General features: G+C 37.9%; 37 protein-coding genes and 2 tRNA genes (1 of these 39 cut by a window edge). 38 read left to right on the top strand and 1 reads right to left on the bottom strand.

Features of this window, described 5'->3' with window-relative positions; genetic code table 11:
* Nucleotides 1–17: 17 nt before the first annotated feature.
* The 35 genes from rplD (at nt 18) to mnmA (ending at nt 18239) form a co-directional block, all read left to right on the top strand.
* A complete protein-coding gene (gene rplD, locus ATHE_RS08770; RefSeq protein ID WP_015908145.1) occupies nt 18–644 on the top strand; it encodes a 50S ribosomal protein L4 in 627 nt (208 codons plus the stop codon).
* Nucleotide 645: 1 nt separating this feature from the next.
* Nucleotides 646–936: a 50S ribosomal protein L23 gene (rplW, locus tag ATHE_RS08765; RefSeq protein ID WP_013402924.1), complete on the top strand. Its 291-nt coding sequence runs from the start codon at nt 646–648 to the stop codon at nt 934–936.
* A 38-nt stretch (nt 937–974) separates the two neighbouring features.
* Entirely contained in the window at nt 975–1805 is an 831-nt protein-coding gene (gene rplB / locus ATHE_RS08760) for a 50S ribosomal protein L2 (protein WP_013402925.1), read from the top strand.
* A 51-nt stretch (nt 1806–1856) separates the two neighbouring features.
* The gene (rpsS, locus tag ATHE_RS08755) at nt 1857–2141 is read left to right on the top strand and encodes a 30S ribosomal protein S19 (protein WP_013290154.1); all 285 of its coding nucleotides are present in this window, start codon (nt 1857–1859) and stop codon (nt 2139–2141) included.
* Between the two features lie 59 nt (nt 2142–2200).
* Nucleotides 2201–2563, top strand: a complete 363-nt coding sequence (gene rplV / locus ATHE_RS08750; RefSeq protein WP_013290155.1) for a 50S ribosomal protein L22 — start codon at nt 2201–2203, stop codon at nt 2561–2563.
* Nucleotides 2564–2585: 22 nt separating this feature from the next.
* Nucleotides 2586–3254 carry a 30S ribosomal protein S3 gene (gene rpsC / locus ATHE_RS08745; protein ID WP_015908144.1) on the top strand — a complete coding sequence of 223 codons (669 nt, stop codon included), beginning with the start codon at nt 2586–2588 and terminating at the stop codon, nt 3252–3254.
* On the top strand, nt 3254–3697 hold the full coding sequence (gene rplP / locus ATHE_RS08740; protein ID WP_013402927.1) for a 50S ribosomal protein L16: 444 nt from the start codon (nt 3254–3256) through the stop codon (nt 3695–3697). The genes rpsC and rplP overlap by 1 nt, the downstream gene beginning before the upstream one ends.
* Complete coding sequence (rpmC, locus tag ATHE_RS08735) at nt 3684–3902, top strand: 50S ribosomal protein L29 (protein ID WP_013429973.1); 219 nt, start codon at nt 3684–3686, stop codon at nt 3900–3902. The genes rplP and rpmC overlap by 14 nt, the downstream gene beginning before the upstream one ends.
* A gap of 28 nt (nt 3903–3930) precedes the next feature.
* Nucleotides 3931–4191 carry a 30S ribosomal protein S17 gene (gene rpsQ, locus ATHE_RS08730; protein WP_013429974.1) on the top strand — a complete coding sequence of 87 codons (261 nt, stop codon included), beginning with the start codon at nt 3931–3933 and terminating at the stop codon, nt 4189–4191.
* Nucleotides 4192–4231: 40 nt separating this feature from the next.
* Nucleotides 4232–4600, top strand: coding sequence for a 50S ribosomal protein L14 (gene rplN, locus ATHE_RS08725; protein WP_013290160.1), 369 nt, complete (start codon nt 4232–4234; stop codon nt 4598–4600).
* A 22-nt stretch (nt 4601–4622) separates the two neighbouring features.
* A complete protein-coding gene (gene rplX / locus ATHE_RS08720; RefSeq protein ID WP_015908143.1) occupies nt 4623–4955 on the top strand; it encodes a 50S ribosomal protein L24 in 333 nt (110 codons plus the stop codon).
* Between the two features lie 29 nt (nt 4956–4984).
* Entirely contained in the window at nt 4985–5527 is a 543-nt protein-coding gene (rplE, locus tag ATHE_RS08715) for a 50S ribosomal protein L5 (protein ID WP_015908142.1), read from the top strand.
* 23 nt (nt 5528–5550) lie between these two features.
* The gene (locus ATHE_RS08710) at nt 5551–5736 is read left to right on the top strand and encodes a type Z 30S ribosomal protein S14 (protein ID WP_011917778.1); all 186 of its coding nucleotides are present in this window, start codon (nt 5551–5553) and stop codon (nt 5734–5736) included.
* A gap of 27 nt (nt 5737–5763) precedes the next feature.
* On the top strand, nt 5764–6162 hold the full coding sequence (rpsH, locus tag ATHE_RS08705) for a 30S ribosomal protein S8 (RefSeq protein WP_013429976.1): 399 nt from the start codon (nt 5764–5766) through the stop codon (nt 6160–6162).
* A 30-nt stretch (nt 6163–6192) separates the two neighbouring features.
* Complete coding sequence (gene rplF, locus ATHE_RS08700) at nt 6193–6741, top strand: 50S ribosomal protein L6 (RefSeq protein ID WP_015908141.1); 549 nt, start codon at nt 6193–6195, stop codon at nt 6739–6741.
* A gap of 16 nt (nt 6742–6757) precedes the next feature.
* Nucleotides 6758–7126 carry a 50S ribosomal protein L18 gene (gene rplR, locus ATHE_RS08695; protein WP_041727162.1) on the top strand — a complete coding sequence of 123 codons (369 nt, stop codon included), beginning with the start codon at nt 6758–6760 and terminating at the stop codon, nt 7124–7126.
* A gap of 20 nt (nt 7127–7146) precedes the next feature.
* Entirely contained in the window at nt 7147–7653 is a 507-nt protein-coding gene (rpsE, locus tag ATHE_RS08690; RefSeq protein WP_013402934.1) for a 30S ribosomal protein S5, read from the top strand.
* Between the two features lie 20 nt (nt 7654–7673).
* Nucleotides 7674–8117 carry a 50S ribosomal protein L15 gene (rplO, locus tag ATHE_RS08685; protein ID WP_015908140.1) on the top strand — a complete coding sequence of 148 codons (444 nt, stop codon included), beginning with the start codon at nt 7674–7676 and terminating at the stop codon, nt 8115–8117.
* 1 nt (nt 8118) lies between these two features.
* On the top strand, nt 8119–9426 hold the full coding sequence (gene secY, locus ATHE_RS08680; RefSeq protein ID WP_013429980.1) for a preprotein translocase subunit SecY: 1308 nt from the start codon (nt 8119–8121) through the stop codon (nt 9424–9426).
* Between the two features lie 38 nt (nt 9427–9464).
* The gene (locus tag ATHE_RS08675) at nt 9465–10112 is read left to right on the top strand and encodes an adenylate kinase (RefSeq protein WP_013429981.1); all 648 of its coding nucleotides are present in this window, start codon (nt 9465–9467) and stop codon (nt 10110–10112) included.
* A 16-nt stretch (nt 10113–10128) separates the two neighbouring features.
* Nucleotides 10129–10872, top strand: coding sequence for a type I methionyl aminopeptidase (gene map, locus ATHE_RS08670; protein ID WP_015908139.1), 744 nt, complete (start codon nt 10129–10131; stop codon nt 10870–10872).
* A 13-nt stretch (nt 10873–10885) separates the two neighbouring features.
* Nucleotides 10886–11155, top strand: a complete 270-nt coding sequence (locus ATHE_RS08665) for a KOW domain-containing RNA-binding protein (RefSeq protein WP_013412367.1) — start codon at nt 10886–10888, stop codon at nt 11153–11155.
* Between the two features lie 14 nt (nt 11156–11169).
* Entirely contained in the window at nt 11170–11388 is a 219-nt protein-coding gene (gene infA, locus ATHE_RS08660; protein ID WP_013290172.1) for a translation initiation factor IF-1, read from the top strand.
* 32 nt (nt 11389–11420) lie between these two features.
* The gene (gene rpmJ / locus ATHE_RS08655) at nt 11421–11534 is read left to right on the top strand and encodes a 50S ribosomal protein L36 (protein WP_011917767.1); all 114 of its coding nucleotides are present in this window, start codon (nt 11421–11423) and stop codon (nt 11532–11534) included.
* Between the two features lie 23 nt (nt 11535–11557).
* Nucleotides 11558–11932: a 30S ribosomal protein S13 gene (gene rpsM, locus ATHE_RS08650; RefSeq protein ID WP_013290174.1), complete on the top strand. Its 375-nt coding sequence runs from the start codon at nt 11558–11560 to the stop codon at nt 11930–11932.
* A 19-nt stretch (nt 11933–11951) separates the two neighbouring features.
* Complete coding sequence (gene rpsK / locus ATHE_RS08645; RefSeq protein ID WP_011917765.1) at nt 11952–12344, top strand: 30S ribosomal protein S11; 393 nt, start codon at nt 11952–11954, stop codon at nt 12342–12344.
* 23 nt (nt 12345–12367) lie between these two features.
* A complete protein-coding gene (gene rpsD / locus ATHE_RS08640; RefSeq protein ID WP_015908138.1) occupies nt 12368–12994 on the top strand; it encodes a 30S ribosomal protein S4 in 627 nt (208 codons plus the stop codon).
* A 57-nt stretch (nt 12995–13051) separates the two neighbouring features.
* Nucleotides 13052–14026 (top strand): DNA-directed RNA polymerase subunit alpha, encoded by a 975-nt coding sequence (locus ATHE_RS08635; protein WP_015908137.1) that lies wholly within the window; start codon nt 13052–13054, stop codon nt 14024–14026.
* Nucleotides 14023–14364 (top strand): 50S ribosomal protein L17, encoded by a 342-nt coding sequence (rplQ, locus tag ATHE_RS08630; protein WP_013402941.1) that lies wholly within the window; start codon nt 14023–14025, stop codon nt 14362–14364. Before ATHE_RS08635 ends, rplQ begins: the two co-directional genes overlap by 4 nt.
* Before the next feature lie 135 nt (nt 14365–14499).
* Nucleotides 14500–14573, top strand: a tRNA-Gln gene (locus tag ATHE_RS08625).
* Nucleotides 14574–14580: 7 nt separating this feature from the next.
* Nucleotides 14581–14656: transfer RNA gene (locus ATHE_RS08620), tRNA-Glu, on the top strand.
* A 387-nt stretch (nt 14657–15043) separates the two neighbouring features.
* Nucleotides 15044–15496, top strand: coding sequence for an RrF2 family transcriptional regulator (locus ATHE_RS08615; protein ID WP_013429990.1), 453 nt, complete (start codon nt 15044–15046; stop codon nt 15494–15496).
* Nucleotides 15497–15560: 64 nt separating this feature from the next.
* Nucleotides 15561–16745 carry a cysteine desulfurase NifS gene (gene nifS / locus ATHE_RS08610; protein ID WP_015908136.1) on the top strand — a complete coding sequence of 395 codons (1185 nt, stop codon included), beginning with the start codon at nt 15561–15563 and terminating at the stop codon, nt 16743–16745.
* A 2-nt stretch (nt 16746–16747) separates the two neighbouring features.
* Entirely contained in the window at nt 16748–17131 is a 384-nt protein-coding gene (gene nifU, locus ATHE_RS08605) for a Fe-S cluster assembly scaffold protein NifU (protein ID WP_013402945.1), read from the top strand.
* Nucleotides 17132–17156: 25 nt separating this feature from the next.
* Nucleotides 17157–18239, top strand: coding sequence for a tRNA 2-thiouridine(34) synthase MnmA (gene mnmA, locus ATHE_RS08600; RefSeq protein WP_015908135.1), 1083 nt, complete (start codon nt 17157–17159; stop codon nt 18237–18239).
* Between the two features lie 7 nt (nt 18240–18246).
* On the opposite strand, the gene ATHE_RS08595 is transcribed toward mnmA, so the two are convergent.
* Nucleotides 18247–19047 carry a histidinol-phosphatase HisJ family protein gene (locus ATHE_RS08595; RefSeq protein ID WP_015908134.1) on the bottom strand — a complete coding sequence of 267 codons (801 nt, stop codon included), beginning with the start codon at nt 19045–19047 and terminating at the stop codon, nt 18247–18249.
* A 93-nt stretch (nt 19048–19140) separates the two neighbouring features.
* On the opposite strand from ATHE_RS08595, the gene ATHE_RS08590 reads away from it, so the two are divergent.
* The 3 genes in view from ATHE_RS08590 to ATHE_RS08580 are tightly spaced (at most 31 nt apart) and all read left to right on the top strand, a layout consistent with a single transcriptional unit that may run on beyond the window.
* The gene (locus ATHE_RS08590) at nt 19141–20325 is read left to right on the top strand and encodes a CCA tRNA nucleotidyltransferase (RefSeq protein ID WP_015908133.1); all 1185 of its coding nucleotides are present in this window, start codon (nt 19141–19143) and stop codon (nt 20323–20325) included.
* A 31-nt stretch (nt 20326–20356) separates the two neighbouring features.
* A complete protein-coding gene (locus ATHE_RS08585; RefSeq protein ID WP_015908132.1) occupies nt 20357–21376 on the top strand; it encodes a 2-oxoacid:acceptor oxidoreductase family protein in 1020 nt (339 codons plus the stop codon).
* Nucleotides 21373–22734, top strand: partial view of a thiamine pyrophosphate-dependent enzyme gene (locus ATHE_RS08580; RefSeq protein ID WP_015908131.1) — the 5' portion only. The gene runs 846 nt beyond the window's last position; 1362 of the gene's 2208 nt are visible here — the first part of the coding sequence; it begins with the start codon at nt 21373–21375; its stop codon lies beyond the right edge, outside the window. The genes ATHE_RS08585 and ATHE_RS08580 overlap by 4 nt, the downstream gene beginning before the upstream one ends.

Below are 22734 nucleotides of genomic sequence, written 5' to 3'. Positions count from 1 at the left end.
AGGAAGGAGGAAACAGAATGGCAAAGGTGCCGGTTTACAATATAGAAGGACAGCAGATTGGAGAGATTGAGCTAAATGACTCAATCTTCAATGTGCCGATAAATACTCATGTTTTGCACCAAGCTGTTGTTGCACACTTGGCGAACAGGCGTCAAGGAACATTTGCTGCAAAGACAAGAGCTGAGGTTCGCGGTGGTGGAAGAAAACCTTGGAGACAAAAAGGAACAGGTAGGGCAAGACAAGGATCTATCAGAGCTCCAACATGGAGAAAAGGTGGCGTTGTATTTGCTAAAAAGCCAAGAGATTTCTCAATAGACTTGCCAAAGAAGGTAAAAAGACTTGCTCTCAAGTGTGCGCTGTCGTCAAAGGTAAAAGAAAACAATCTTATTGTGCTTGACAGATGGGATATGAACCAGTACAAGACAAAAGAGGTTTTAAGAGTTTTGAAGAACTTAGGGCTTGAAAACCAAAAAGCGCTAATTGTCATTCCAGAGAAGAATGAGTATTTGCAAAAATCAACAAAGAATATTCCTGAGGTAAAAACTTTGCAGGTTGGCAACTTAAATGTATTTGACATACTCAAATATGACAAGTTTGTCATCCTCCAGGATGCTGTGAAGAAAGTTGAGGAGGTGTACGCATAACATGTTGCCAGAAGAAATAATCAAAAGACCTATAATTACAGAAAAGAGTATGAGCATGATTCCACAGAAAAAATACACATTTGAGGTTGACAGAAGGGCAAACAAGATTGAGATAAAGAAAGCTGTTGAACAGCTATTTGGTGTTGAGGTTGAAAAAGTATGGACTATGAATGTAAAACCAAAGAGAAAAAGAGTTGGAAGATTTGAAGGAAGAACAAAGGCATGGAAAAAAGCGATTGTAAAGTTAACAGATAGAAGCAAAACAATAGAGTTTTTCGACAGCTTAATCTAACACTAATATAAATGCTGAGTTTAAGGAGGGAAACAAAGGTGGGTATAATAGTCTATAAACCTACATCTCCAGGACGAAGAAATGCATCGGTTCTAAACTACAAAGAAATTATTACCAAAACCGAACCTGAAAAATCATTGGTGTTTACAGAAAAGAAATGGGCAGGTAGAAACAACCAAGGTAGAATAACTGTTCGTCACAGAGGTGGCGGTCATAAAAAGAAAATAAGAATTGTAGACTTCAAAAGAGATAAAGATGGAATCCCTGCGAAGGTTGAGGCAATTGAATATGATCCAAACAGAACAGCTTTTCTGGCACTTTTGTGCTATGCTGATGGTGAAAGAAGATATATCATAGCACCTGAAGGTTTAAAAGTTGGCGACACTGTTATGTCTGGACCAGATGCGGATATTAAGGTGGGAAATGCACTACCGCTTAAAAACATTCCTGTTGGTACAATGATACACAACATAGAGCTTATGCCGGGAAAAGGAGGACAGCTTTGCCGTTCAGCAGGTAGTGTTGCTCAGCTCATGGCAAAAGAAGGGAAATATGCGCTGATAAAACTTCCGTCCGGTGAGCTAAGGTATGTCAGCCAAGAATGCAGAGCTACAATTGGTCAAGTTGGTAACTTGGACCATGAAAATGTCAGAATAGGAAAAGCAGGCCGCAAAAGATGGATGGGTATCAGACCAACTGTTAGAGGTTCTGCAATGAACCCAGTTGACCATCCGCATGGTGGTGGTGAGGGTAAAGCACCGATTGGTCATCCAGGACCACTAACACCATGGGGTAAACCAACACTTGGTTACAAGACCAGAAAGAAAAACAAACCTTCAGACAAGTTTATTGTCAAGAGAAGAAAATAAGATGTGTGCTTGATTCTAAATATATAAAGATTGCTTGAGGAGGGATTGAGTGTGGGAAGGTCTTTGAAGAAAGGTCCATACTGTGACCCAAAACTCTTAAAGAAAATTGAAAAGATGAACCAAAACAACGAAAAAAAGGTTATTAAAACATGGTCAAGAAGGTCAACAATATTACCACAGATGGTTGGTCATACAATAGCTGTATATGATGGCAGAAAGCATGTTCCTGTATATATCACAGAAGAGATGGTTGGACACAAACTTGGTGAGTTTGCTCCGACAAGAACATTCAAAGGTCATGGTCATCATACTGAGAGGTCAACAGCTTTGAAATAAAGCTTGAAAAGCTTATGTAAAACTCAGTTTAATTGTGATTTAGAAGGGAGGAGAAGCTATTGGAAAAGGCTACAAATACAGAAGTAAAGAAGGCAACGGCAACATTGAGGTATGCTATGATATCGCCAAGAAAGGTTAGAGTTGTAATTGATCTTATCAGAAACAAACCTGTAAATGAGGCTTTGAACATCTTAAAATTTTTACCTAAAAGGGCTGCAAGAATAGTAGAAAAGCTTGTAAAGAGCGCAATTGCAAATGCAGAGAATAATCACAATATGAACGTTGATAAGCTCTATATAGCAGAAATTTATGCAAATGGTGGGCCAATGTTAAAAAGAATTAGACCAAGAGCACAGGGAAGAGCGTTTTTGATAAGAAAAAGAACAAGCCATATTACAGTTGTTCTCAAAGAAAGAGAGTAACTTTTAAAAAGGAGGGAAATAAATGGGTCAAAAGGTTCATCCAAAGGGGTTCAGGCTTGGAATTATAAGAGACTGGGATTCAAGATGGTTTGCAAATGATAAGGATTTTGAGAAGTACGTCCTTGAAGATTACAAAATCAGACGTCACATAAAAGAAAAACTTTACAATGCAGGTATTTCGAGAATTGAGATAGAAAGAGCAGCAAAGAGAGTAAAAGTTATCATCCACACGGCAAAACCAGGTATCGTTATTGGAAGAGCAGGTTCTGGTGTTGAAGCTCTCAGAAAAGAGCTTGAAAAATTAACAGGTGGAAAGACAATATCACTTGATATAAAAGAGATAAAAGTTCCTGAACTTGACGCTCAACTTGTTGCTGAAAACATTGCTGCTCAGCTTGAAAAGAGAGTTTCATTCAGAAAAGCTATGAAACAGGCAATGGCAAGGGCTTTAAGGAGCGGAGCAAAAGGTATCAAAACAATGGTATCTGGACGACTTGGCGGTGCTGACATTGCAAGAACTGAATGGTACAAGGAAGGAAGGATTCCTCTTCAAACTCTCAGAGCAGATATCGACTACGGTTTTGCAGAAGCTCATACAACATATGGTAGAATTGGTGTAAAGACATGGATATACAAAGGTGATATTCTTCCGCAGAAAGCAGCAGCTTCTGAAAAAGGAGGAGATAAGTAATGCTTATGCCAAAGCGTGTTAAGTGGAGAAAACAGCAAAGAGGTAGAATGAAAGGGAAAGCTACAAGAGGTAACTTTGTTGCGTATGGTGATTTTGGTATTATGGCACTTGAACCGGGCTGGATTACAAGCAACCAGATTGAGGCAGCCAGAGTTGCAATAGCAAGGCACATCAAAAGAGGCGGAAAAGTGTGGATAAAGATATTCCCTGATAAGCCTGTTACAAGAAAACCCGCAGAAACTCGTATGGGTTCTGGTAAAGGTTCGCCTGAGTATTGGGTTGCAGTTGTAAAGCCTGGCAGAGTGATGTTTGAAGTTGGCGGTGTTGATGAAGAGGTTGCAAAAGAGGCTTTGAGGCTTGCAATACACAAACTGCCTATCAAATGCAAGATTGTTTCAAGAGAAGAAGCTAAAGTGGGTGGTGAGGCAAATGAAGGCGTCTAAGATTAGAGAGATGACAACACAAGAACTTCATAATGAACTTAAGAAGTTAAAGAGGGAACTTTTCAATTTGAGGTTCCAGCTTGCAACAAATCAACTTGAAAACCCAATGAGAATTCGAGAGGTAAAAAGAACAATTGCAAGAATAAAAACAATAATGAGAGAAAGAGAACTTGAACAAGAAAGAGCAAATAAAAATGTAAAATAAGGCAGAATTAAGTAGGGAGGGAATGTAAGTGGAGCAAAAAAGAGGAATGAGAAAAACAAGAGTTGGTGTTGTTGTAAGTGACAAAATGGATAAAACAGTAGTAGTTGCAGTTGAAAGGCATGTTCAACATCCTCTTTATAAAAAGACTATAAAGAGAACAACAAAGTTCAAAGCTCATGATGAGAACAATGAGTGCAGAGTTGGAGATAAGGTTTTGATTATGGAGACAAGACCACTTTCTAAAGAAAAAAGATGGAGAGTTGTTCAAATCTTGGAAAGGGCAAAATAATTAAATACAGCTTAGCTTTTTAAAGGAGGGGAAATGAAAAATGATCCAACCACAGTCAAGGCTGAAGGTTGCTGACAACACAGGTGCGAAGGAAGTAATGTGTATAAGAGTTTTAGGTGGTTCTAATAGAAAGTTTGCAAATATAGGAGATGTAATAGTTTGTTCTGTCAAAGATGCAACACCAGGTGGCGTTGTAAAGAAAGGTGACGTTGTAAAAGCAGTTATTGTAAGGACACGCAAAGGTGTAAGAAGAGAGGATGGGACATATATAAGATTTGATGATAATGCTGCAGTGTTAATAAGAGAAGATGGAACTCCAAGAGGAACACGTATTTTTGGACCTGTTGCGAGAGAGCTTCGTGACAAGGATTTTATGAAGATAGTATCTCTTGCACCGGAAGTTCTATAAGCTATTTTGAGGAGGGAAGGTTATGCCAAACAAGGTTCATGTAAAAAAAGGGGATACTGTTGTAGTTATCTCAGGCAAATATAAAGGCAAACAAGGAAAGGTACTTACAGTATTGCCAAAAGATAAAAAAGTTGTAGTTGAAGGTGTTAACATAGTTAAAAAGCATGTAAGGCCAAATCCAAAAATGCCACAGGGTGGTATAATAACTCAAGAAGCGCCTATTTGGGCGTGCAAGGTAATGCTTGTATGTCCAAAGTGTGGCAAACCAACAAGGATTGGTCACAGGTTTATCCAAGAAGGTGAAGAGGAAAGAAAAGTCAGAGCATGTAAAAAATGCGGTGAGATAATTGACTAATTGGCAAAGTGAAGGGAGGTAAATTGTTTATGGCACCAAGACTCAAAGAAAAGTATTTTCAAGAAGTTGTTCCTGCTATGATGCAAAAGTTCGGATACAAAAATGTTATGCAAGTTCCAAGACTTGCAAAGATTGTTGTAAATATTGGACTTGGAGAAGGGAAAGACAATCCTAAGGCAATGGAAGCTGCGGTAAATGATTTGATGGCAATTACTGGGCAAAAACCAGTGGTCACACGTGCTAAAAAGTCTATAGCAAACTTTAAGCTCAGAAAAGGAATGCCAATAGGTTGCATGGTAACGTTAAGAGGCGATAGAATGTATGAATTTTTAGATAAGATGATAAATCTTGCTCTCCCAAGAGTGAGGGACTTTAGAGGTGTGTCAGATAAATCTTTCGATGGTCGAGGAAATTATTCAATAGGATTTAAAGAACAGCTTGTTTTTCCTGAGATTGATTATGACAAGGTAGATAAGATAAGAGGACTTGAAGTTACTATTGTAACCTCAGCAAAGACTGACGAAGAAGCTAAAGAGCTTTTGAGACTTTTAGGAATGCCATTTGCAAGTTAAGAAATGAAAGAGGAGGTATATTAATGGCAAGGAAAGCTCTTATTATAAAACAGCAAAGACCTCAAAAGTTCTCCACAAGGTATTACAATAGGTGTAAGATATGCGGAAGACCAAGAGCGTATTTAAGAAAGTTTGGGGTTTGCAGACTGTGCTTTAGAAAGCTTGCTCATAATGGAGAGATACCGGGTGTTAAGAAAGCGAGCTGGTAATTTTTTAATTCGGAAGGAGGTAATAAGATGTACGTAATAGACCCGATTGCAGATATGCTTACACGTATAAGAAATGCAAACAATGCTCGCCATGAAATAGTAGACATTCCAGCATCCAAAATGAAAAAAGCAATTGCCCAAATTCTGTTAGAAGAAGGGTTTATAAAAGATTATGAGATAATTGATGATGGCAAAAATGGTATTATAAGAATTAGGTTAAAATATGGTCCTAATAAAGAAAGAGCAATAACAGGGCTGAAGAGAATATCAAAGCCTGGAAGAAGAGTATATGCTGGCAAAGATGAGCTTCCAAGAGTGTTAGGTGGACTTGGTATTGCAATCATTTCTACATCAAAAGGAATAATGACAGATAAAAAGGCAAGAAAAGAAGGAGTTGGCGGAGAGGTTCTCTGCTATGTGTGGTAATAACACTTTATTTTTGTTGGAGGTGAAATGATGTCAAGAATAGGTAGAAAACCTATTGATATACCCAGCGGTGTTGATGTCAAGATAGATGGAAATGTCATCACAGTAAAAGGACCAAAAGGAACACTTACAAGAGAAATACATCCTGAAATGATTGTTAAGATAGAAAACAATCAGATAATTGTTCAAAGACCTTCTGATGAGAGGTTCCACAAAGCTCTGCATGGTCTTACTCGCACACTTATTGCAAACATGGTAGAAGGAGTAACAAAAGGTTATGAAAAAGTATTAGAAGTTGTCGGAATAGGTTACAGAGCTCAAAAACAGGGCAAGAAACTTGTACTCAATGTTGGATATTCACACCCTGTTGAGATTGAAGAGCCTGCTGGCATTACTATTGAAGTTCCTGACCAGAACAGGATAGTAGTCAAAGGAATTGACAAGCAACAGGTTGGCAACTTTGCTGCAAATATAAGAAAAGTAAGAGAACCTGATCCATATCTTGGGAAAGGCATTAAATATGCTGATGAAGTTTTGAGACTCAAAGAAGGAAAAGCCGGCAAAGGCGGTAAGAAATAGAGGGGAGTGATTGGGCTTGTATAAAAAGGTGAATAGAAATGAAAAGAGGCTTATAAGACACAAAAGAATTAGAAAAAAGGTTTTTGGTACAAGTGAAAGGCCTCGTCTTTGTGTTTACAAGAGCTTGAAATATATTTATGCTCAGATAATTGACGATGAAAAAGGTCACACACTTGTTGCTGCATCATCGCTTGAGCCTGAAATCAAGTCAAGACTATCTTCAACAAAATCTATCGAGGCAGCTGAGTATGTAGGTAAAGTAATAGCTGAAAGGGCAAAAGAAAAGGGAATTACAAAGGTTGTGTTTGATAGAGGTGGTTATCCATATCATGGAAGAGTAAAAGCGCTTGCTGAAGCGGCAAGGCAAGGCGGTCTTGAGTTCTAATTTTAAAGGAGGGATATAGCTTGGCGCAAAAGAGAATTGATCCAAAGGGATTAGATTTAAAAGAAAGAGTTGTAAACATCAACAGAGTTGCAAAGGTTGTAAAGGGTGGAAAGAGATTGAAGTTTTCTGCTATTGTAGTTGTTGGTGATGAAAATGGTCATGTTGGTGCAGGACATGGAAAAGCTGCGGAAATTCCAGATGCTATCAGAAAAGCTATTGAGGATGCAAAGAAGCATCTGATTGAGGTGCCAATAGTTGGAACTACAATTCCGCACGAAGCAATAGGTGATTTTGGAGCGTCAAAGGTTCTGATTAAGCCTGCTCCAGAGGGTACTGGTGTTATTGCAGGTGGTGCTGTGAGAGCTGTATGTGAGCTTGCTGGAATAAAAGATATAAGAACAAAGAGCCTTGGTTCTAACAACCCTGCGAACGTTGTTCATGCAACAATTGAGGCTTTAAAACAGCTCAGACGTCCGGAAGAGGTTGCAAGAATTAGAGGAAAGACATTAGAAGAGATACTCAAGTAAAAAGGAGGGAACTTTTTGCTATGAAACTTTATGAACTAAAACCCGCGCCAGGTTCTAAGAAAAACAGAAAAAGAGTAGGCCGTGGAGAGAGCTCTGGTCACGGCAAGACCTCGACAAGAGGTCACAAAGGCCAGTGGGCACGTTCTGGCGGTGGCGTTCGACCTGGTTTTGAAGGCGGGCAGATGCCACTTACCAGAAGAATTCCTAAGAGGGGCTTTAAAAATATCAATAAAAAGGTGTATACTGAAGTTAATGTAGAAAAGCTTGAGAGGTTTGACAATGACACTGTAATCACACCTGAGCTTCTTCTGAAGGAAAGGGTTATAAGCAAGATAGAGAAAGACGGCGTGAAGATTCTGGGAAGAGGAGAGCTGACAAAGAGGTTGATAGTGAGAGTGCAGAAAGTTTCAGAAGGTGCAAGGAAGAAGATAGAAGCTTCCGGAGGAAAGGTAGAGGTGATTTAAAGTGTTTGAAACTATAAAGAACGCGTGGAGGCTGCCCGACCTTCGAAGAAAGATTCTGTTTACACTTTTTATGATTTTAGTGTTCAGACTGGGGGCGTTCATCCCAGTCCCCTATATTGATAGGGATGCTTTGGCAAAGGTTATAAACGACCTTACAATGCTTGGCTTTTTTGATGTTGTTGCAGGTGGAACATTTAAAAATATGAGTATATTTGCAATGAGCGTAACTCCATACATTAACTCTTCCATCATTATGCAGCTTTTGACAATTGCTATACCTGCACTTGAAGAGCTTGCAAAACAGGGTGAAGAAGGTAGAAAAAAACTTGCTGAGTGGACACGATATGGAACTGCTATCTTGGCGTTTATTCAGGCGGTTGGTATCTATTTTGGGCTTAAAAATGCAAGTGGGCTTACTGGCGGTGTTCCTGTTATTACAGCTCAAGGTCAGGGATTTTTAGGTTTTATCACCATAACTATTGCTCTTACTGCTGGAACTGTATTTTTGATGTGGATTGGTGAACAGATAACAGAAAATGGTATAGGAAATGGTATTTCGCTTTTGATATTTGCAGGTATTATTTCAAGAATTCCAAACGGAGCAGTATCTCTTTGGAACTATGTTGCAAAGCTAAATGAGTTTTCGCTCACAAGTATTATTGGCGTAATTCTGTTTATAGTAATGGCACTTGCAATTATTGTGTTCATCATTGTTATTCAGGAAGGTGAAAGAAGAATACCTGTACAATATGCAAAGAGAGTAGTTGGACGAAGAGTTTACGGTGGGCAGAGTACACATATTCCTATAAAGGTCAATATTGCTGGTGTTATTCCTATAATCTTTGCAATTTCGCTTGTGATGCTTCCAACAACAATTGCTCAATTTTTCCCAAATTCAGGGTTTTATAAATTTGTAAAAGCATATTTTTCATCAGGTTCGTTCTGGTATACATTCTTCTATGCACTGTTCATAATAGGGTTTACTTATTTTTACACAGCAATTGTATTCAATCCTGTTGAGATTGCTAACAATTTGAAAAACAACGGAGGGTTCATCCCAGGTATCAGACCTGGCAAACCAACTGTAGATTTTATAACAAGAGTGCTTTCAAAAGTTACGTTTGCTGGTGCGCTGTTTTTAGCATTCATTGCCATTTTGCCAACCTTGGTTGGAATCATGTTCAAACACCAGCTTAACATCTATTTTGGTGGAACAAGCTTGCTGATTGTTGTGGGTGTTGCGCTTGAGACAATAAGGCAGATGGAAGCTCAAATGCTAATGCGTCACTACAAAGGTTTCTTGAGCTAAAAAGAGTAGATTATTGTTAGTGTGGAGGTATAGTAAACATGAGACTTATACTTTTAGGTGCACCGGGTGCTGGAAAGGGTACTCAGGCAGAATATTTGAGCAAGAGATTCTCAATACCTCATATCTCAACAGGTGACATTTTAAGAGAAAATGTAAAGAATGAAACAGAGCTTGGGAAAAAAGCAAAAGAATATATGGACAAAGGCCTTTTGGTTCCAGACGAGATAGTGATTGAGATTGTTAAGGACAGACTTTCAAAAGAAGACTGCAAAAATGGATTTTTGCTTGATGGTTTTCCACGCACTATTGCCCAGGCAGAGGCCCTTGATAAGGTATTAGAGGAGCTTGGACAGAAGATTGACAAGGTTTTGAACATTGAAGTTCCAGACGAAAAGATTTTAGAGAGAATGTCTGGGCGAAGAATTTGTAAAAACTGTGGTGCAAGCTTTCATGTCATTTACAGGCCACCACAAAAAGAAGGTGTTTGTGATGTATGTGGTGGAGAGCTTTATCAAAGAGAAGATGATAAAGAAGAAACTGTCAAAAAGAGACTGGAAGTTTATCATGCACAGACACAGCCACTGATTGATTATTATAAAGCAAAGGGCTTACTTGTTGTGGCTTACGGGCAGGAAGAAATAGCCGATACAACAAAAGAGGTTTTAAAAGCGCTTGGCATAGAATAAGGAGCAAAGACCGGAAATGATTACAATAAAATCAGAAGCTGAGCTTGACTCAATGAGAGCAGCTGGCAGAATTGTTGCTATGGTTTTAAAAGAATTAGAAAAATTAATACAACCAGGTATTACTACAAAAGAACTTGATGAATTTGCTGAAGAGTATATAATTAAAAATGGCGGGATACCATCATTTAAGGGACTGTATGGGTATCCTGCCTCCATATGTACCTCAGTCAACGACGAGGTAGTTCATGGAATTCCAGGTATGAGAAGGCTGGAAGATGGAGATATTATCAGTATAGACGTAGGAGTTTGTGTTGACGGACTTCATGCTGATGCTGCAAGGACCTTTGCTGTTGGAAAAATTTCTAACACAGCAAGGTTTTTGATAAAGGTTACAGAAGAAAGCTTTTTTGAAGGTATTAAAAACGCGGTTGCTGGCAAGAGAGTAGGAGATATTTCAAATAGTATACAAAGATATGTTGAAAGCCGTGGCTTCAGTGTTGTGAGGGATTTGGTGGGGCATGGAATAGGTAGAAAATTTCATGAGTCACCTCAGGTCCCTAACTTTGGCAAGGCTGGAGTTGGGATAAGGCTTATCAAGAACATGACCTTGGCGGTTGAACCTATGGTAAATGAGGGAAGTTACAAGGTGTATACTGACAAGGACGGTTGGACTGTAAAGACGCTCGATGGTAAGCTCTCTGCTCATTATGAAAATACCATAATCGTAACTGAGGGCTTGCCAGAGATAATTACATTATGAGGTGTTAATAAAAATGGATCTTCAAATAGGGCAGATTGTTCTGTCCAAAATGGGAAGAGATAAAAATAGATTCTTTGTAATTTTTGATATAACCGACGACGGGTATGTTTACCTTGTTGACGGGAAACTGCGGAAGATCAAAAAGCCCAAGAAGAAAAAGATAAAACACATAGCACCCACAAAGTTTGTCTCAGAAGAGATAAAAGAAAAGATACTCAAGAAAAAACTTACTGATGCAGAGGTTGCAAAAGTGATAGAGGAATTTGAAAATAGAAAAGAGTAGGGGGTTGATAAGCCTTGTCCAAGGAGGATGTAATTGAATTAGAAGGGACTGTGGTTGAGGCACTGCCAAACGCAATGTTTCAGGTCCAGCTTGACAATGGGCACAAAGTCCTGGCCCATGTGTCAGGAAAACTTAGAATGAACTTTATAAGAATACTTCCGGGTGATAGGGTAGTTGTTCAACTATCACCGTATGATTTGACACGAGGTAGAATTGTGTGGAGGTCAAAATAAATTCTCTTTGAAAAAGGAGGAATAGAATAGAAATGAAGGTCAGACCATCTGTGAAACCAATATGTGAAAAGTGCAAGGTTATCAGAAGAAAAGGTAAGATAAGAATAATCTGCGAAAATCCAAAGCACAAACAAAGACAAGGTTAATTTATTGGAGGTGAATTTTTAGAATGGCACGAATTGCAGGTGTAGATTTACCAAGAGAAAAGAGAGTGGAGATAGCTCTGACATATATATTCGGGATTGGTCTTTCAAGGTCAAAACAGATTTTAAGGGATACTGGTGTTGATCCAAACAAAAGAGTAAAAGACCTCACTGACGATGAGGTAGCTAAAATCAGAGACTATATAGACAAAAATTTCAAGGTTGAAGGTGAACTGAGGGCTGAAATTGCAAGAAACATAAAGAGATTAATTGATATAAGATGTTACAGAGGTTTGAGACACTTAAGAGGTCTTCCTGTTCGTGGTCAGAGGACAAGAACAAATGCAAGAACAAGAAAAGGTCCAAGAAAAACTGTTGGTGTCATGAGAAAGAAATCATAAGAAGGAGGAGTAAGTTGATATGGCAAGACCAGCGAGAAGAACTGTCAGACGTTCAGAGAGAAAGAATGTTGAAAAAGGTATTGCACACATTCATTCAACATTCAATAATACAATTGTTACAATTACTGATCCATCGGGCAATGCAATTGCATGGGCAAGTGCAGGAACATGTGGCTTTTCAGGAACTAAAAAGGGCACACCGTTTGCTGCTCAGCTTGCGGCTGAAAAGGCAGCAAAGATGGCAATGGACCACGGTATGAGAACTGTTGAAGTTTATGTAAAAGGACCAGGTGCAGGAAGAGAAGCTGCAATACGAGCTCTTCAGGCAGCAGGGCTTGAAGTAACACTTATAAAGGATGTTACTCCAATTCCGCACAACGGTTGCAGACCGCCAAAGAGAAGAAGAGTATAAAATTTTAGAGGAGGTGCTTTGTCTTGTCAAAATACATTGGACCCGACTGCAGACTGTGCAGAAGAGAAGGAATGAAATTATTCTTAAAAGGTGATAGATGTTATACCGAAAAGTGTGCGTTTGCAAGAAGACCATACCCACCAGGTCAGCATGGTCAGGAGAGAAAGAAACTTTCTGAATACGGTATGCAGCTGAGAGAAAAACAGAAAGTAAAAAGAATTTATGGTGTTTTAGAGACACAGTTCAGAAGATATTTTGAAATGGCTGAAAAGATGAAAGGTATCGCAGGTGAAAATCTTTTGTCTTTACTTGAAAGAAGACTTGATAATGTTGTTTACAGACTTGGATTTGCTTCTTCACGTGGCGAGGCAAGACTTTTAGTATCACATGCTCATTTTAAGGTAAATGGGAGAACTGTGAATATTCCATCTTATCTTGTAAAGGTTGGAGATGTAATAGAGGTTGACGAGAGAAGCAAATCTAAGACAAGATTTGTTGAGATAAAAGAAAAGTATGCAAAAAAGCCTTCTCCAAAGTGGCTTGAAAAGGACGCTGAGAACCTTGTAGGAAAGGTAATAGCTCTTCCAACAAGAGAAGATATTGATATGCCAATTAGAGAGCACCTGATAGTAGAGCTTTATTCCAAGTAATAAATGCCCTCACAAGATGCGTGTATGGTGTATTATTTTTAAGGAGGGTATATCAAGTTGATAGAATTTCAAAAACCAACAATAAGGTGTGAAGAGCTGAGCCCAGACAATAAATACGGGCGATATGTTATTGAGCCTCTGGAGAGAGGTTATGGTATAACGGTTGGTAATGCACTTAGAAGGACACTTTTGTCGTCGCTACCTGGTGCAGCAGTCACAGCAGTTAAGATTGATGGGGTATTACATGAGTTTTCAACAATTCCAGGGGTCTTAGAAGATGTACCAGAGATAATACTCAATTTAAAAGGCTTGGCTATCAAGATGTCATCCCCAGGGCCAAAGGTAATGTACATTGAGGCTCAGGGTGAGTGTGAAGTAAAAGCAAAAGATATAAAAGCAGATGCTGATATAGAGATTTGCAATCCAGACCATCATATTGCGACACTTAACCAAGATGCAAGACTTTTTATGGAGATAACAGTAAATCAAGGCAAAGGTTATGTGCTGGCTGAAAGAAACAAACAGCCAAACCAACCAATAGGTGTTATCCCTGTTGATTCTATTTATACGCCTGTTGTAAAAGTCAACTATAAGGTTGAAAATACAAGAGTTGGTCAGGTAACCGACTATGATAAGTTGACTATGGAGATATGGACAAACGGAACTATTCGTCCAGATGAAGCGCTAACTGTTGCTGCAAAGATTTTAATAGAACATTTTAACCTGTTTACTGATCTTTCTAATATTCCTACAAAGATTGAGACAGTTGTAAAACAAGAGCCGCCGAAGAGAAATAAACTTTTAGATATGACCATAGAAGAGCTTGAGCTTTCAGTAAGGTCATACAACTGTCTTAAAAGAGCGGGGATAAACACAGTTGAGGACCTTGTCAACAAGACTGAAGAAGAGATGATGAAGGTAAGGAACTTGGGCAAAAAATCCTTAGAAGAGGTTATCCAAAAACTTCACAGTTTGGGACTTAGCCTCAAAAAGAGTGATAGCACGCCGAAGGAGGAGGAAGAAGAGAAATGAACAAACTAAGAAAACTCAAACGCGATACAGACCACAGACAGGCACTTATGAGAAACTTGGCAACATCTTTGTTCAAACATGGCAGAATAATGACAACAGAAGCAAAGGCAAAGGATTTAAGAAGAATAGCAGAAAAGCTTATAACTATTGCTAAAAAAGGTGATCTTGCATCATATAGAAGAGTGTTAGGATATTTATACGAAGAAGATGTTGCATATGACTTATTCCAAAAGATAGCTCCAAGATATCAAGGGAGAAATGGTGGTTATACGAGAATAATTAAGGTTGGTCCACGTAAAGGCGACGGTGCTATGATGGTTTATATAGAGCTTGTGTAAGGTCAAAGAGGTATTTTCCTCTTTGGCCTTTTTGCTTTTGAGTTTGCATCTCTGCTTGCGAACAAAAATTTGCTATTTACAAAAACAGAAGTGTGTGCTATGATAATTAATGCTTTTTGATTGTTGCAAAAATGCTGCGGGATGGTGTAATGGTAGCACAGCTGACTCTGGATCAGCTTGTCTAGGTTCGAGTCCTAGTCCCGCAGCCAAAAAAGTGGCCCTATCGTCTAGAGGCCCAGGACACCGCCCTCTCACGGCGGAGACAGGGGTTCGAATCCCCTTAGGGCTACCAATTAAATAAAAAGCAATTCGTCTGCTCTCAAAATTTCGAGGACAAAAGAGGGCAGACGATTTTATTATACTTATAAAATGAAAAATATAAACAATGGTGTGATGAGACATGGATAATTTGTTGAGAAAGAAAATAAAGAAACTTATAAATAGTTAAATTATGATGTAGCATGGGCAGAATATGAATGGAACGAAAAGGGTTTACCTGAGTGTAAAAAAGTAAAGTTTATTAGTGAAATGAGATTGTTAATTAAAGAAGCATAAAACATGCTGTTTCTCATACGAAAATAGAGAGACAGCTTTTTTTTATATCCCTTGACAAGAGTACCTTAAAAGTGTTATCATAATAAAAAACCGAGTATACAAGTCGGAATTGGAGAGATATAAGATGTTCAGGTTATCTACAAAGGGAAGATATGGTGTCAGAGCAATGTTTGATTTAGCACTTCACTATGATGAAGGGCTTGTGTCACTCAAGAGCATAGCAGAGCGTCAGGAGATTTCAGAGCATTATTTAGAGCAGCTCATTGCTGCCTTGAAAAAAGCAGGACTTGTCAAGAGTATAAGAGGTGCTCAGGGTGGCTATATGCTTTCAAGAGATCCTTCCAAAATTACTATAGGTGAGATATTAAGAGCTCTTGAAGGTTCACTTTCGCCTTCTGAATGTATAGATGATTTAGACAGAGTTGACTGTCCAAGAGCAGAGTTTTGTGTGACAAGAAAAGTTTGGGAAAAGGTAAAAGAAGCAATAGAAAAGGTTGTGGACTCTGTGACACTCCAGGATTTGGTTGATGATTATAAAAAGATGACCGCAGATGAGTCATACATGTTTTATATCTAAAAAATGGGGTATAATAGTTATAGAAACCCTACTAAAATGATAAAAATAATGGGAGATGATATATATGGAAGGAAAGATTATTTATTTTGACCATGCAGCCACAACCCCTCTTAAAAAGGAAGTATTAGATGAAATGATGCCGTATTTGACAGATCAGTACGGCAATCCTTCAACAATTTACAAGCTTGGAAGAGAAGCAAAAAAAGCCATTGAACTTGCAAGAGAAAGGGTCGCAAAGGCCTTAAATGCTGATATTCAAGAAATTTACTTTACTTCCGGTGGAACAGAATCAGATAACTGGGCATTAAAAGGAGTTGCTTTTGCAAATAAAGATAAAGGCAAGCATATTATAACAACAACAATCGAGCACCATGCGGTTTTGCATCCTCTAAAATATCTTGAAGGTTTAGGATTTGAAGTAACATATGTTCCTGTTGAGCCAAATGGTATTGTAGACCCTCAAAAAGTCAAAGAGGCAATAAAAAATGGCACTATTTTGATTTCTGTCATGCTTGCAAATAACGAAATTGGGACAATCCAGCCTGTCAAAGAGATAGCAAAGATAGCAAAGGAAAAGGGAATAATCGTTCATACTGATGCTGTTCAAGCAGTTGGGCAAATTCCTGTTGATGTAAAAGATTTGGGTGTCGACCTTTTATCACTTTCTGCTCATAAATTCTATGGGCCAAAAGGTGTTGGTGCACTTTATATCAGAAAAGGGACAAAGATTCATCCATTTTCGCATGGAGGTGCACAGGAGAAAAATAGGCGTGCTGGAACAGAGAATGTAGCAGGGATTGTTGGACTTGGCAAGGCTATAGAGCTTGCAACTCAGAATCTTTCTGAGTATGCTGCAAAGCTTCAAAAACTGAGAGATAAGCTCATTGACGGGGTTTTAAGCAAAATTGATTATGTTCGACTAAATGGTGATAGACATCAGAGACTTCCTAACAATGCAAACTTCTCATTTGAGTTTATTGAAGGTGAAAGCCTGCTTTTGATGCTTGACATGAAAGGAATTGCAGCATCAAGCGGGTCAGCATGTACATCAGGGTCTTTGGACCCTTCACATGTGCTTCTGGCAATTGGACTTGAACATGAGGTTGCTCATGGATCTTTGAGAATAACACTTGGTGAAGATAACACCGAAGAAGATATAGATTATCTATTAGAAGTTTTGCCTGAAATTGTTTCAAGATTAAGAGAAATGAGTCCACTTTATGAAAGCGTAAAAAAAGGGGGTAATTGAAGATGTATAGCGAAAAGGTTTTAGACCATTTTATGAACCCGCGAAATGTTGGTGAGATTGAGAATGCAGACGGTGTTGCTCAGGTTGGCAATCCGAAGTGTGGGGATATAATGAAGATGTATCTTAAAATAGAAAATGGTATAATAGTTGATGCAAAGTTTAAAACATTTGGCTGCGGTGCTGCTGTTGCAACAAGTTCAATGGCAACAGAGATGGTGAAAGGAAAGACAATAGAAGAAGCTTTGCAGATTACTAACAAAGCTGTTGCAGAAGCTTTAGATGGTCTTCCGGCAAACAAGCTCCACTGTTCGGTTTTAGCCGAAGAGGCAATTAAAGCCGCAATTGAAGACTATCTTAGCAAGCAAAAAAGCAAAAATACCAACTAAACTTATTTTAAAAGGGTGAGATTTTTTGAAGAAAAAAGTCCTGGTTGCTATGAGTGGAGGTGTAGATTCTTCTGTTGCAGCTGCAATCCTGAAAGAAGAAGGGTATGAAGTATATGGAGCAACAATGCAGATTTGGCAAACCGAAACTGAAGATGAGCTAATTCGCGAAAAGAGCTGTTGTTCTCTTACTGCTGTTGACGATGCACGAAGGGTAGCTCATATTCTTGACATACCATATTATGTCTTTAATATGAAAGATGATTTTAAAAAAGAGGTCATAAACTACTTTGTCGACGAATATATAAAAGGCAGAACGCCAAATCCTTGCATTATGTGTAATAGGAAAATCAAGTTTGAGCTTTTTTTAAAAAAGGCAATGGTGCTTGGCATGGATTACATTGCAACAGGTCATTATGCCATAATAGAATACGATAAAAGTCTATATAGATATATCTTGAAAAGGTCAAAAGCAAGAGAAAAAGACCAAACTTATGTGCTTTACAACATGACCCAGGAGATGCTTTCTAAAACAATTTTCCCACTTGGTAGATTTTCCAAAGATGAGGTTAGAAAGCTTGCAGAGAAATTTAAACTTCCTGTTGCAAGAAAACCTGACTCACAGGAGATTTGTTTTATCCCTGACAATGACTATGGAAGTTTTATTGAAAAAGAGACAGGAATAAATGATGAAGGGGTGTATGTTGATACTGAGGGAAATATACTTGGCAAGAGCAAAGCGTATTACAATTACACCATCGGTCAGAGAAAAGGACTTGGCATTTCTACTGGGAAAAGGATGTATGTAGTTGATATAAAACCTGAGGAGAACAAAGTTGTTTTGGGAGAAGAAGACAAAGTATTTTCGGATGGTTTAATTGCTTCTGATTTGAACTTTATACTATTTGATAAATTGGAATCTGAGTTAGAAGTGACAGCAAAGATACGATATACTGCAAAAGAGGCAAAGGCAAAAGTTATACCTGTGCAGAATAATAAAGTCTTGGTTAAGTTTTATGAAAAACAGCGTGCCATAACACCAGGGCAGTCTGTGGTGTTCTATAGCGGCGATATTGTTGTTGGCGGCGGAATAATAGAAAAAGCCCTCTGATGAGGGCTTATATTTTTACAAATATTGGCTCAAGATTTTCAAATTTTGTTAAATATTTAAAACCAATGCTCTTTAGCATGTCAACAGTATAATTGAACATGTATGCAATGTATTCTGTAGAGTGGGCATCTGATCCAAGCGTAATTATTTCTCCACCCAATTCATAAAATCGTTTTATGATTTTATATTCTGGATGTGGCATTCCGAGGCCATATCTAAAACCAGAGGTATTAACTTCAATTCCTTTTCCTTTAAGAATAAGCAATTTTAATATCTCATCTATTAAATCCCAATATTCTTCTTTATCTAAATCTTTGTTCTCATAATCTCCATATCGTTTGATAATGTCAAGATGGCCATATACACAAAATTTGTCAAAGCTTTTAATTAGGTTAAATGTTTCTTCAAAGTATCTTATATAAGCCTGCTGTTTTGTTTTTCCCTGATAGAAAACACCATCTGCCAAATCTTGAAAGTCTACAACATGGGTTGAGGCAATTACAAAGTCAAAGGAATAGCTGTTTAGAATCTCTAAGCTTTTTTCTATAGAATGTGGTTGCAGCCCAACTTCACTGCCAAGTTTTATTTTTATCTTGCTGCTGTATTTTTTTTTGATAGCAAAAAACTCATTCATGTAATCTTCATAGTTAATATCCCAAACAGGATATGAAACTGGCGGGTATAAAAGGTCCATATGGTCTGTAAAAGCTATCTCTTCAAGGTTGAGTTCTATAGCCTTTTTTACAGCGTCTTCCATACTCATATTTGAGTCTGATGAAAAGTTAGAGTGAATGTGGTAGTCAAACATAGCAAGTCATCTCCTTTAAAAAGAGTTTTTTGCACACAATCAAATTGTATGATATTTTATTGACATTAGCAATTGTTAAAAAGGGTGATTTTTATGATTCAGCTCAAAAACGAACCGATGAAGGTAATTAGGACATTAAATCAGCATGGATTTAAAGCATATTTGGTTGGTGGATGTCTGAGAGACTATCTGCTGTCAAAAGAACCTAAGGATTTTGACATTGCAACAGATGCAAAACCTGAAGATGTAATTCATCTTTTTGAAAAGACCATTCCAACAGGTATAAAACATGGAACGGTAACAGTGATTATAAATGGAGTCAAGATAGAAGTGACAACTTTTAGGGTCGAAAAAGAATATGAAAACCACAGATGGCCAAAAGTAGAGTTTACAAACAGTCTTTTTGAAGACCTCAGAAGAAGGGATTTTACAATAAATGCTATGGCATATCATCCGGATGAAGGACTTATAGATTATTTCGGTGGAATTGAGGACTTGAGGAATAAAATTGTTAGATGTGTTGGCAATCCACACGAGAGGTTTTTTGAAGATGCACTGAGAATCTTGAGGTGTATAAGGTTTGCAACGCAGCTAAGTTTTGTCATAGAAAATAAAACTTTTGAGGCACTAAAAAGCCTAAAACATCTTTTAAAAAAAATCTCCAAGGAAAGAATAAATATAGAACTATCAAAGACTCTGGAGAGCAAAAATTCTTCTTACGGGCTTGAACTTCTTTATGAAAGCAGTGTGGGAAGTATTATAATTCCTGAGTATTCGCAAATATACCTGTATTTGAGCCAAGTAGACTTTGATTTTATTCCTACAAAATTCAAAGTTCCTGCCTTTTTTGCCTGCTTGAAAGATGGGATATTAGTGGAAAAACTGATGAGAGATTTAAAGTTTGAAAAAAAGAAAATTAATGCTGCTGTAAAACTTAGCAATTATTTAACAATAGAATGCTCTCACGATAAACTTGTCAAAAAGATTTTTTTCGAGGAGGAAAAAGAAGCTGAAGAAATTCTGACAACCATTTCTATTTTAAAATCAGACCATAGAATTTTACAAATATTCAATGATTTGAAAAGAGAAAATAAGCTCATCCACAAAAAAGATGTTCAACTCAGTGGAGAAGATTTATTGGTTTTAGGTTTAAGGGGAGAAATGATAGGAAAGGTTTTAAACAGTGTATATGAATATATCTTAGAAAATCCTGAGAAAAATAATAAAGACGACATATTAAACTATGTTAATTTATATCTTCAAGGGGGTAAAAATTAATAAACAAAATTTTTGAACGAGGAGATGAACAATGTTACCTATTACCAACGAGCTTGGATATTACGAAATCCGACTTGAAAGTATTGGCGGACTTGGTGCAAATGTTGCGGGCAAAATTTTGGCTGAGGCAGGTGTTGTTGGAAGTGGACTGAATGCCTTAAATTTTGCAAGTTATGGCTCTGAAAAGAAGGGTTCACCTGTAAAGTCGTATATAAGATTTGCTCCTAAGGAAAAAAGAATAAGAATTAATTCGCCTGTTGTTCAGCCTCATTTGGTTGCTATATTTCACGAGAATATGGTAAATACAAACCCTGTCACACAAGGACTTAGAAAAGATGGAATAGTTATCCTGAACACAAGCAAGAGCGTGGATGAGGCTCGTGACTTTTTAAAACTTGCAAGTGGCAAGGTGGCAACAGTGGATGCGATAAGGATTGCTCTTGAAGTTAAAACAAGGATTAACATGGTTATGCTTGGGGCAATTGTAAGAATGCTTGGGTTTATTAGCTTAGATAGTGTAAAAGAGATTGTTAAACAAACTTTTGAGAAAAAATATCCGCAGACAATTGCGTCCAACATGGCAGGTCTTGAAGCTGGATATAACTATGTAGAATCTAAGTTTTTTGAATATGATGGTAAATACCAATACGTAGAGTACCAAGAAGAAAGAAGACCTATGGGATATAAAAACGCTCCGATTGGAGGAACTATTGTAGAGTATGGAAACACAATAACAAAAAACAATATAACCAGCAGAATTGGGAAAATTCCTGTGTTTATAAAAGAAAAATGCATCAACTGTGGGCTTTGTGAAACTACGTGTCCTGATTATGTCTTTGTTTGGGATAGAAAGGCAGAAAATGGCAAGTTAAAAATGTTTAATTTAGGGCCTGATTATCAGTATTGTAAAGGGTGTCTTAGATGTGTTGACATTTGTCCTACAGGTGCACTTGTTGAAGGTATTGAAAGGGAATATGATATAGGAAAAATCTCTGCAAAACATGATTTTGATATATACGTAAAATGGTATGAGGATGGTGAGAAGAGATGATAAAACCACAAGAGACAATCTTTGAAAGTGGGAATGAAATGGCGGCTTTGGCTGCATCACAAATAAATTATCATATTATGGGATACTATCCCATAACACCTTCTACCCAGATTGCTGAAGAACTTGACCAGATGCGAGCAGATGGACTTCATGATATTTTACTGATTGCGGCAGATGGTGAACATGGTGCAGCAGGCATATGTTACGGTGCTTCTTTGGGCGGTGGCAGAGTTTTTAATGCAACAAGTGCAAATGGACTTATGTATGCTTTAGAGCAGCTTCCCGTTCAATCTGGAACAAGATTTCCAATGGTATTAAATCTTGTTACACGTTCAATTTCTGGACCTCTTGACATAAAAGGTGACCATAGCGATTTGATGTTCACACTAAATACCGGCTGGATAATACTTCTTGCCAAAGACCCGCAAAGAGTCTATGACATGAATATAATGGCAGTAAAGATAGGTGAACATCCTGATGTAAATCTTCCTGTAATTGTTGCATATGATGGATTTTTTACAAGCCATCAAAAGAGAGTTGTGAGCTATTTTAAGAATAAAGAAGATGTTCAGGAGTTTGTTGGTAAGCTCCCGCCAAAGCGAGTAGTTGCAATAGATCCTGAGAACCCTGTTACAATTGGACCTTATATGAACGAACCCGACCTTATAAACAACAAATATCAACTCAGCAAGGCAATGGATAAAGCGTATGAGATAATTCCACAAGTATTCGAGGAATTTTATAAGATTAGCGGTAGAAAATATGAGCTGGTTGAAGGATATAGAATGGAAGATGCACAGATAGCTATATTTGCCTTGAATTCCACTTATGATACTGTATGTGAAGCTGTTGACATTTTAAGACAGAAAGGTATAAAAGTTGGCGTTGCAACAACAAACGTATTGCGACCATGGCCAAAAAGAGAAATCCAGGAGCTTTTGAAAAATGTAAAGCTTCTTGCAGTGTTAGATAGGCAAGAAAGCTACGGTGCAAAAGGTGGCAATATGACAATTGAAATCAAAGCAACACTTCAAGAACTTGAAAAAGGTCCAAAAGTAATCAGCAGAATCTATGGGCTTGGTGGCAAGGACTTTTTCCTGGAAGATGCTCTGACTCTCTTTGAAGATATGAACCTTGTACTTGAAGGCAAAAAAGAAATACCAGATTTTGATTATATCGGAGCATACCCGGGAGATGAAAATTATGTTCCTAAAAGGTATATGAAACCTATAAAAGCAGAATGGACCAAGAACATTCAACTGAACACGCGTGATTTGACAGCAATGCCAAAACGAATTGTTCCTGGCCATGGTGCATGTCCTGGCTGTGGTATATTCCCTAACTTGAATCTTCTTTTG

Origin of the sequence: Caldicellulosiruptor bescii DSM 6725, from assembly GCF_000022325.1 — a bacterium.
Lineage (GTDB): Bacteria > Bacillota > Thermoanaerobacteria > Caldicellulosiruptorales > Caldicellulosiruptoraceae > Caldicellulosiruptor > Caldicellulosiruptor bescii.
This window is presented reverse-complemented; position numbering and strand designations above follow the sequence as displayed.

Coding starts and splice junctions, on each gene's coding strand:
- rplD (WP_015908145.1), top strand. CDS start 18: ATGGCAAAGGTGCCGGTTTACAATATAGAAGGACAGCAGATTGGAGAG.
- rplW (WP_013402924.1), top strand. CDS start 646: ATGTTGCCAGAAGAAATAATCAAAAGACCTATAATTACAGAAAAGAGT.
- rpsC (WP_015908144.1), top strand. CDS start 2,586: ATGGGTCAAAAGGTTCATCCAAAGGGGTTCAGGCTTGGAATTATAAGA.
- rplP (WP_013402927.1), top strand. CDS start 3,254: ATGCTTATGCCAAAGCGTGTTAAGTGGAGAAAACAGCAAAGAGGTAGA.
- rpmC (WP_013429973.1), top strand. CDS start 3,684: ATGAAGGCGTCTAAGATTAGAGAGATGACAACACAAGAACTTCATAAT.
- rplN (WP_013290160.1), top strand. CDS start 4,232: ATGATCCAACCACAGTCAAGGCTGAAGGTTGCTGACAACACAGGTGCG.
- rplX (WP_015908143.1), top strand. CDS start 4,623: ATGCCAAACAAGGTTCATGTAAAAAAAGGGGATACTGTTGTAGTTATC.
- rplE (WP_015908142.1), top strand. CDS start 4,985: ATGGCACCAAGACTCAAAGAAAAGTATTTTCAAGAAGTTGTTCCTGCT.
- ATHE_RS08710 (WP_011917778.1), top strand. CDS start 5,551: ATGGCAAGGAAAGCTCTTATTATAAAACAGCAAAGACCTCAAAAGTTC.
- rpsH (WP_013429976.1), top strand. CDS start 5,764: ATGTACGTAATAGACCCGATTGCAGATATGCTTACACGTATAAGAAAT.
- rplF (WP_015908141.1), top strand. CDS start 6,193: ATGTCAAGAATAGGTAGAAAACCTATTGATATACCCAGCGGTGTTGAT.
- rplO (WP_015908140.1), top strand. CDS start 7,674: ATGAAACTTTATGAACTAAAACCCGCGCCAGGTTCTAAGAAAAACAGA.
- ATHE_RS08675 (WP_013429981.1), top strand. CDS start 9,465: ATGAGACTTATACTTTTAGGTGCACCGGGTGCTGGAAAGGGTACTCAG.
- map (WP_015908139.1), top strand. CDS start 10,129: ATGATTACAATAAAATCAGAAGCTGAGCTTGACTCAATGAGAGCAGCT.
- ATHE_RS08665 (WP_013412367.1), top strand. CDS start 10,886: ATGGATCTTCAAATAGGGCAGATTGTTCTGTCCAAAATGGGAAGAGAT.
- rpmJ (WP_011917767.1), top strand. CDS start 11,421: ATGAAGGTCAGACCATCTGTGAAACCAATATGTGAAAAGTGCAAGGTT.
- rpsM (WP_013290174.1), top strand. CDS start 11,558: ATGGCACGAATTGCAGGTGTAGATTTACCAAGAGAAAAGAGAGTGGAG.
- rpsK (WP_011917765.1), top strand. CDS start 11,952: ATGGCAAGACCAGCGAGAAGAACTGTCAGACGTTCAGAGAGAAAGAAT.
- rplQ (WP_013402941.1), top strand. CDS start 14,023: ATGAACAAACTAAGAAAACTCAAACGCGATACAGACCACAGACAGGCA.
- ATHE_RS08615 (WP_013429990.1), top strand. CDS start 15,044: ATGTTCAGGTTATCTACAAAGGGAAGATATGGTGTCAGAGCAATGTTT.
- nifS (WP_015908136.1), top strand. CDS start 15,561: ATGGAAGGAAAGATTATTTATTTTGACCATGCAGCCACAACCCCTCTT.
- nifU (WP_013402945.1), top strand. CDS start 16,748: ATGTATAGCGAAAAGGTTTTAGACCATTTTATGAACCCGCGAAATGTT.
- ATHE_RS08595 (WP_015908134.1), bottom strand. CDS start 19,047: ATGTTTGACTACCACATTCACTCTAACTTTTCATCAGACTCAAATATG.
- ATHE_RS08590 (WP_015908133.1), top strand. CDS start 19,141: ATGATTCAGCTCAAAAACGAACCGATGAAGGTAATTAGGACATTAAAT.
- ATHE_RS08585 (WP_015908132.1), top strand. CDS start 20,357: ATGTTACCTATTACCAACGAGCTTGGATATTACGAAATCCGACTTGAA.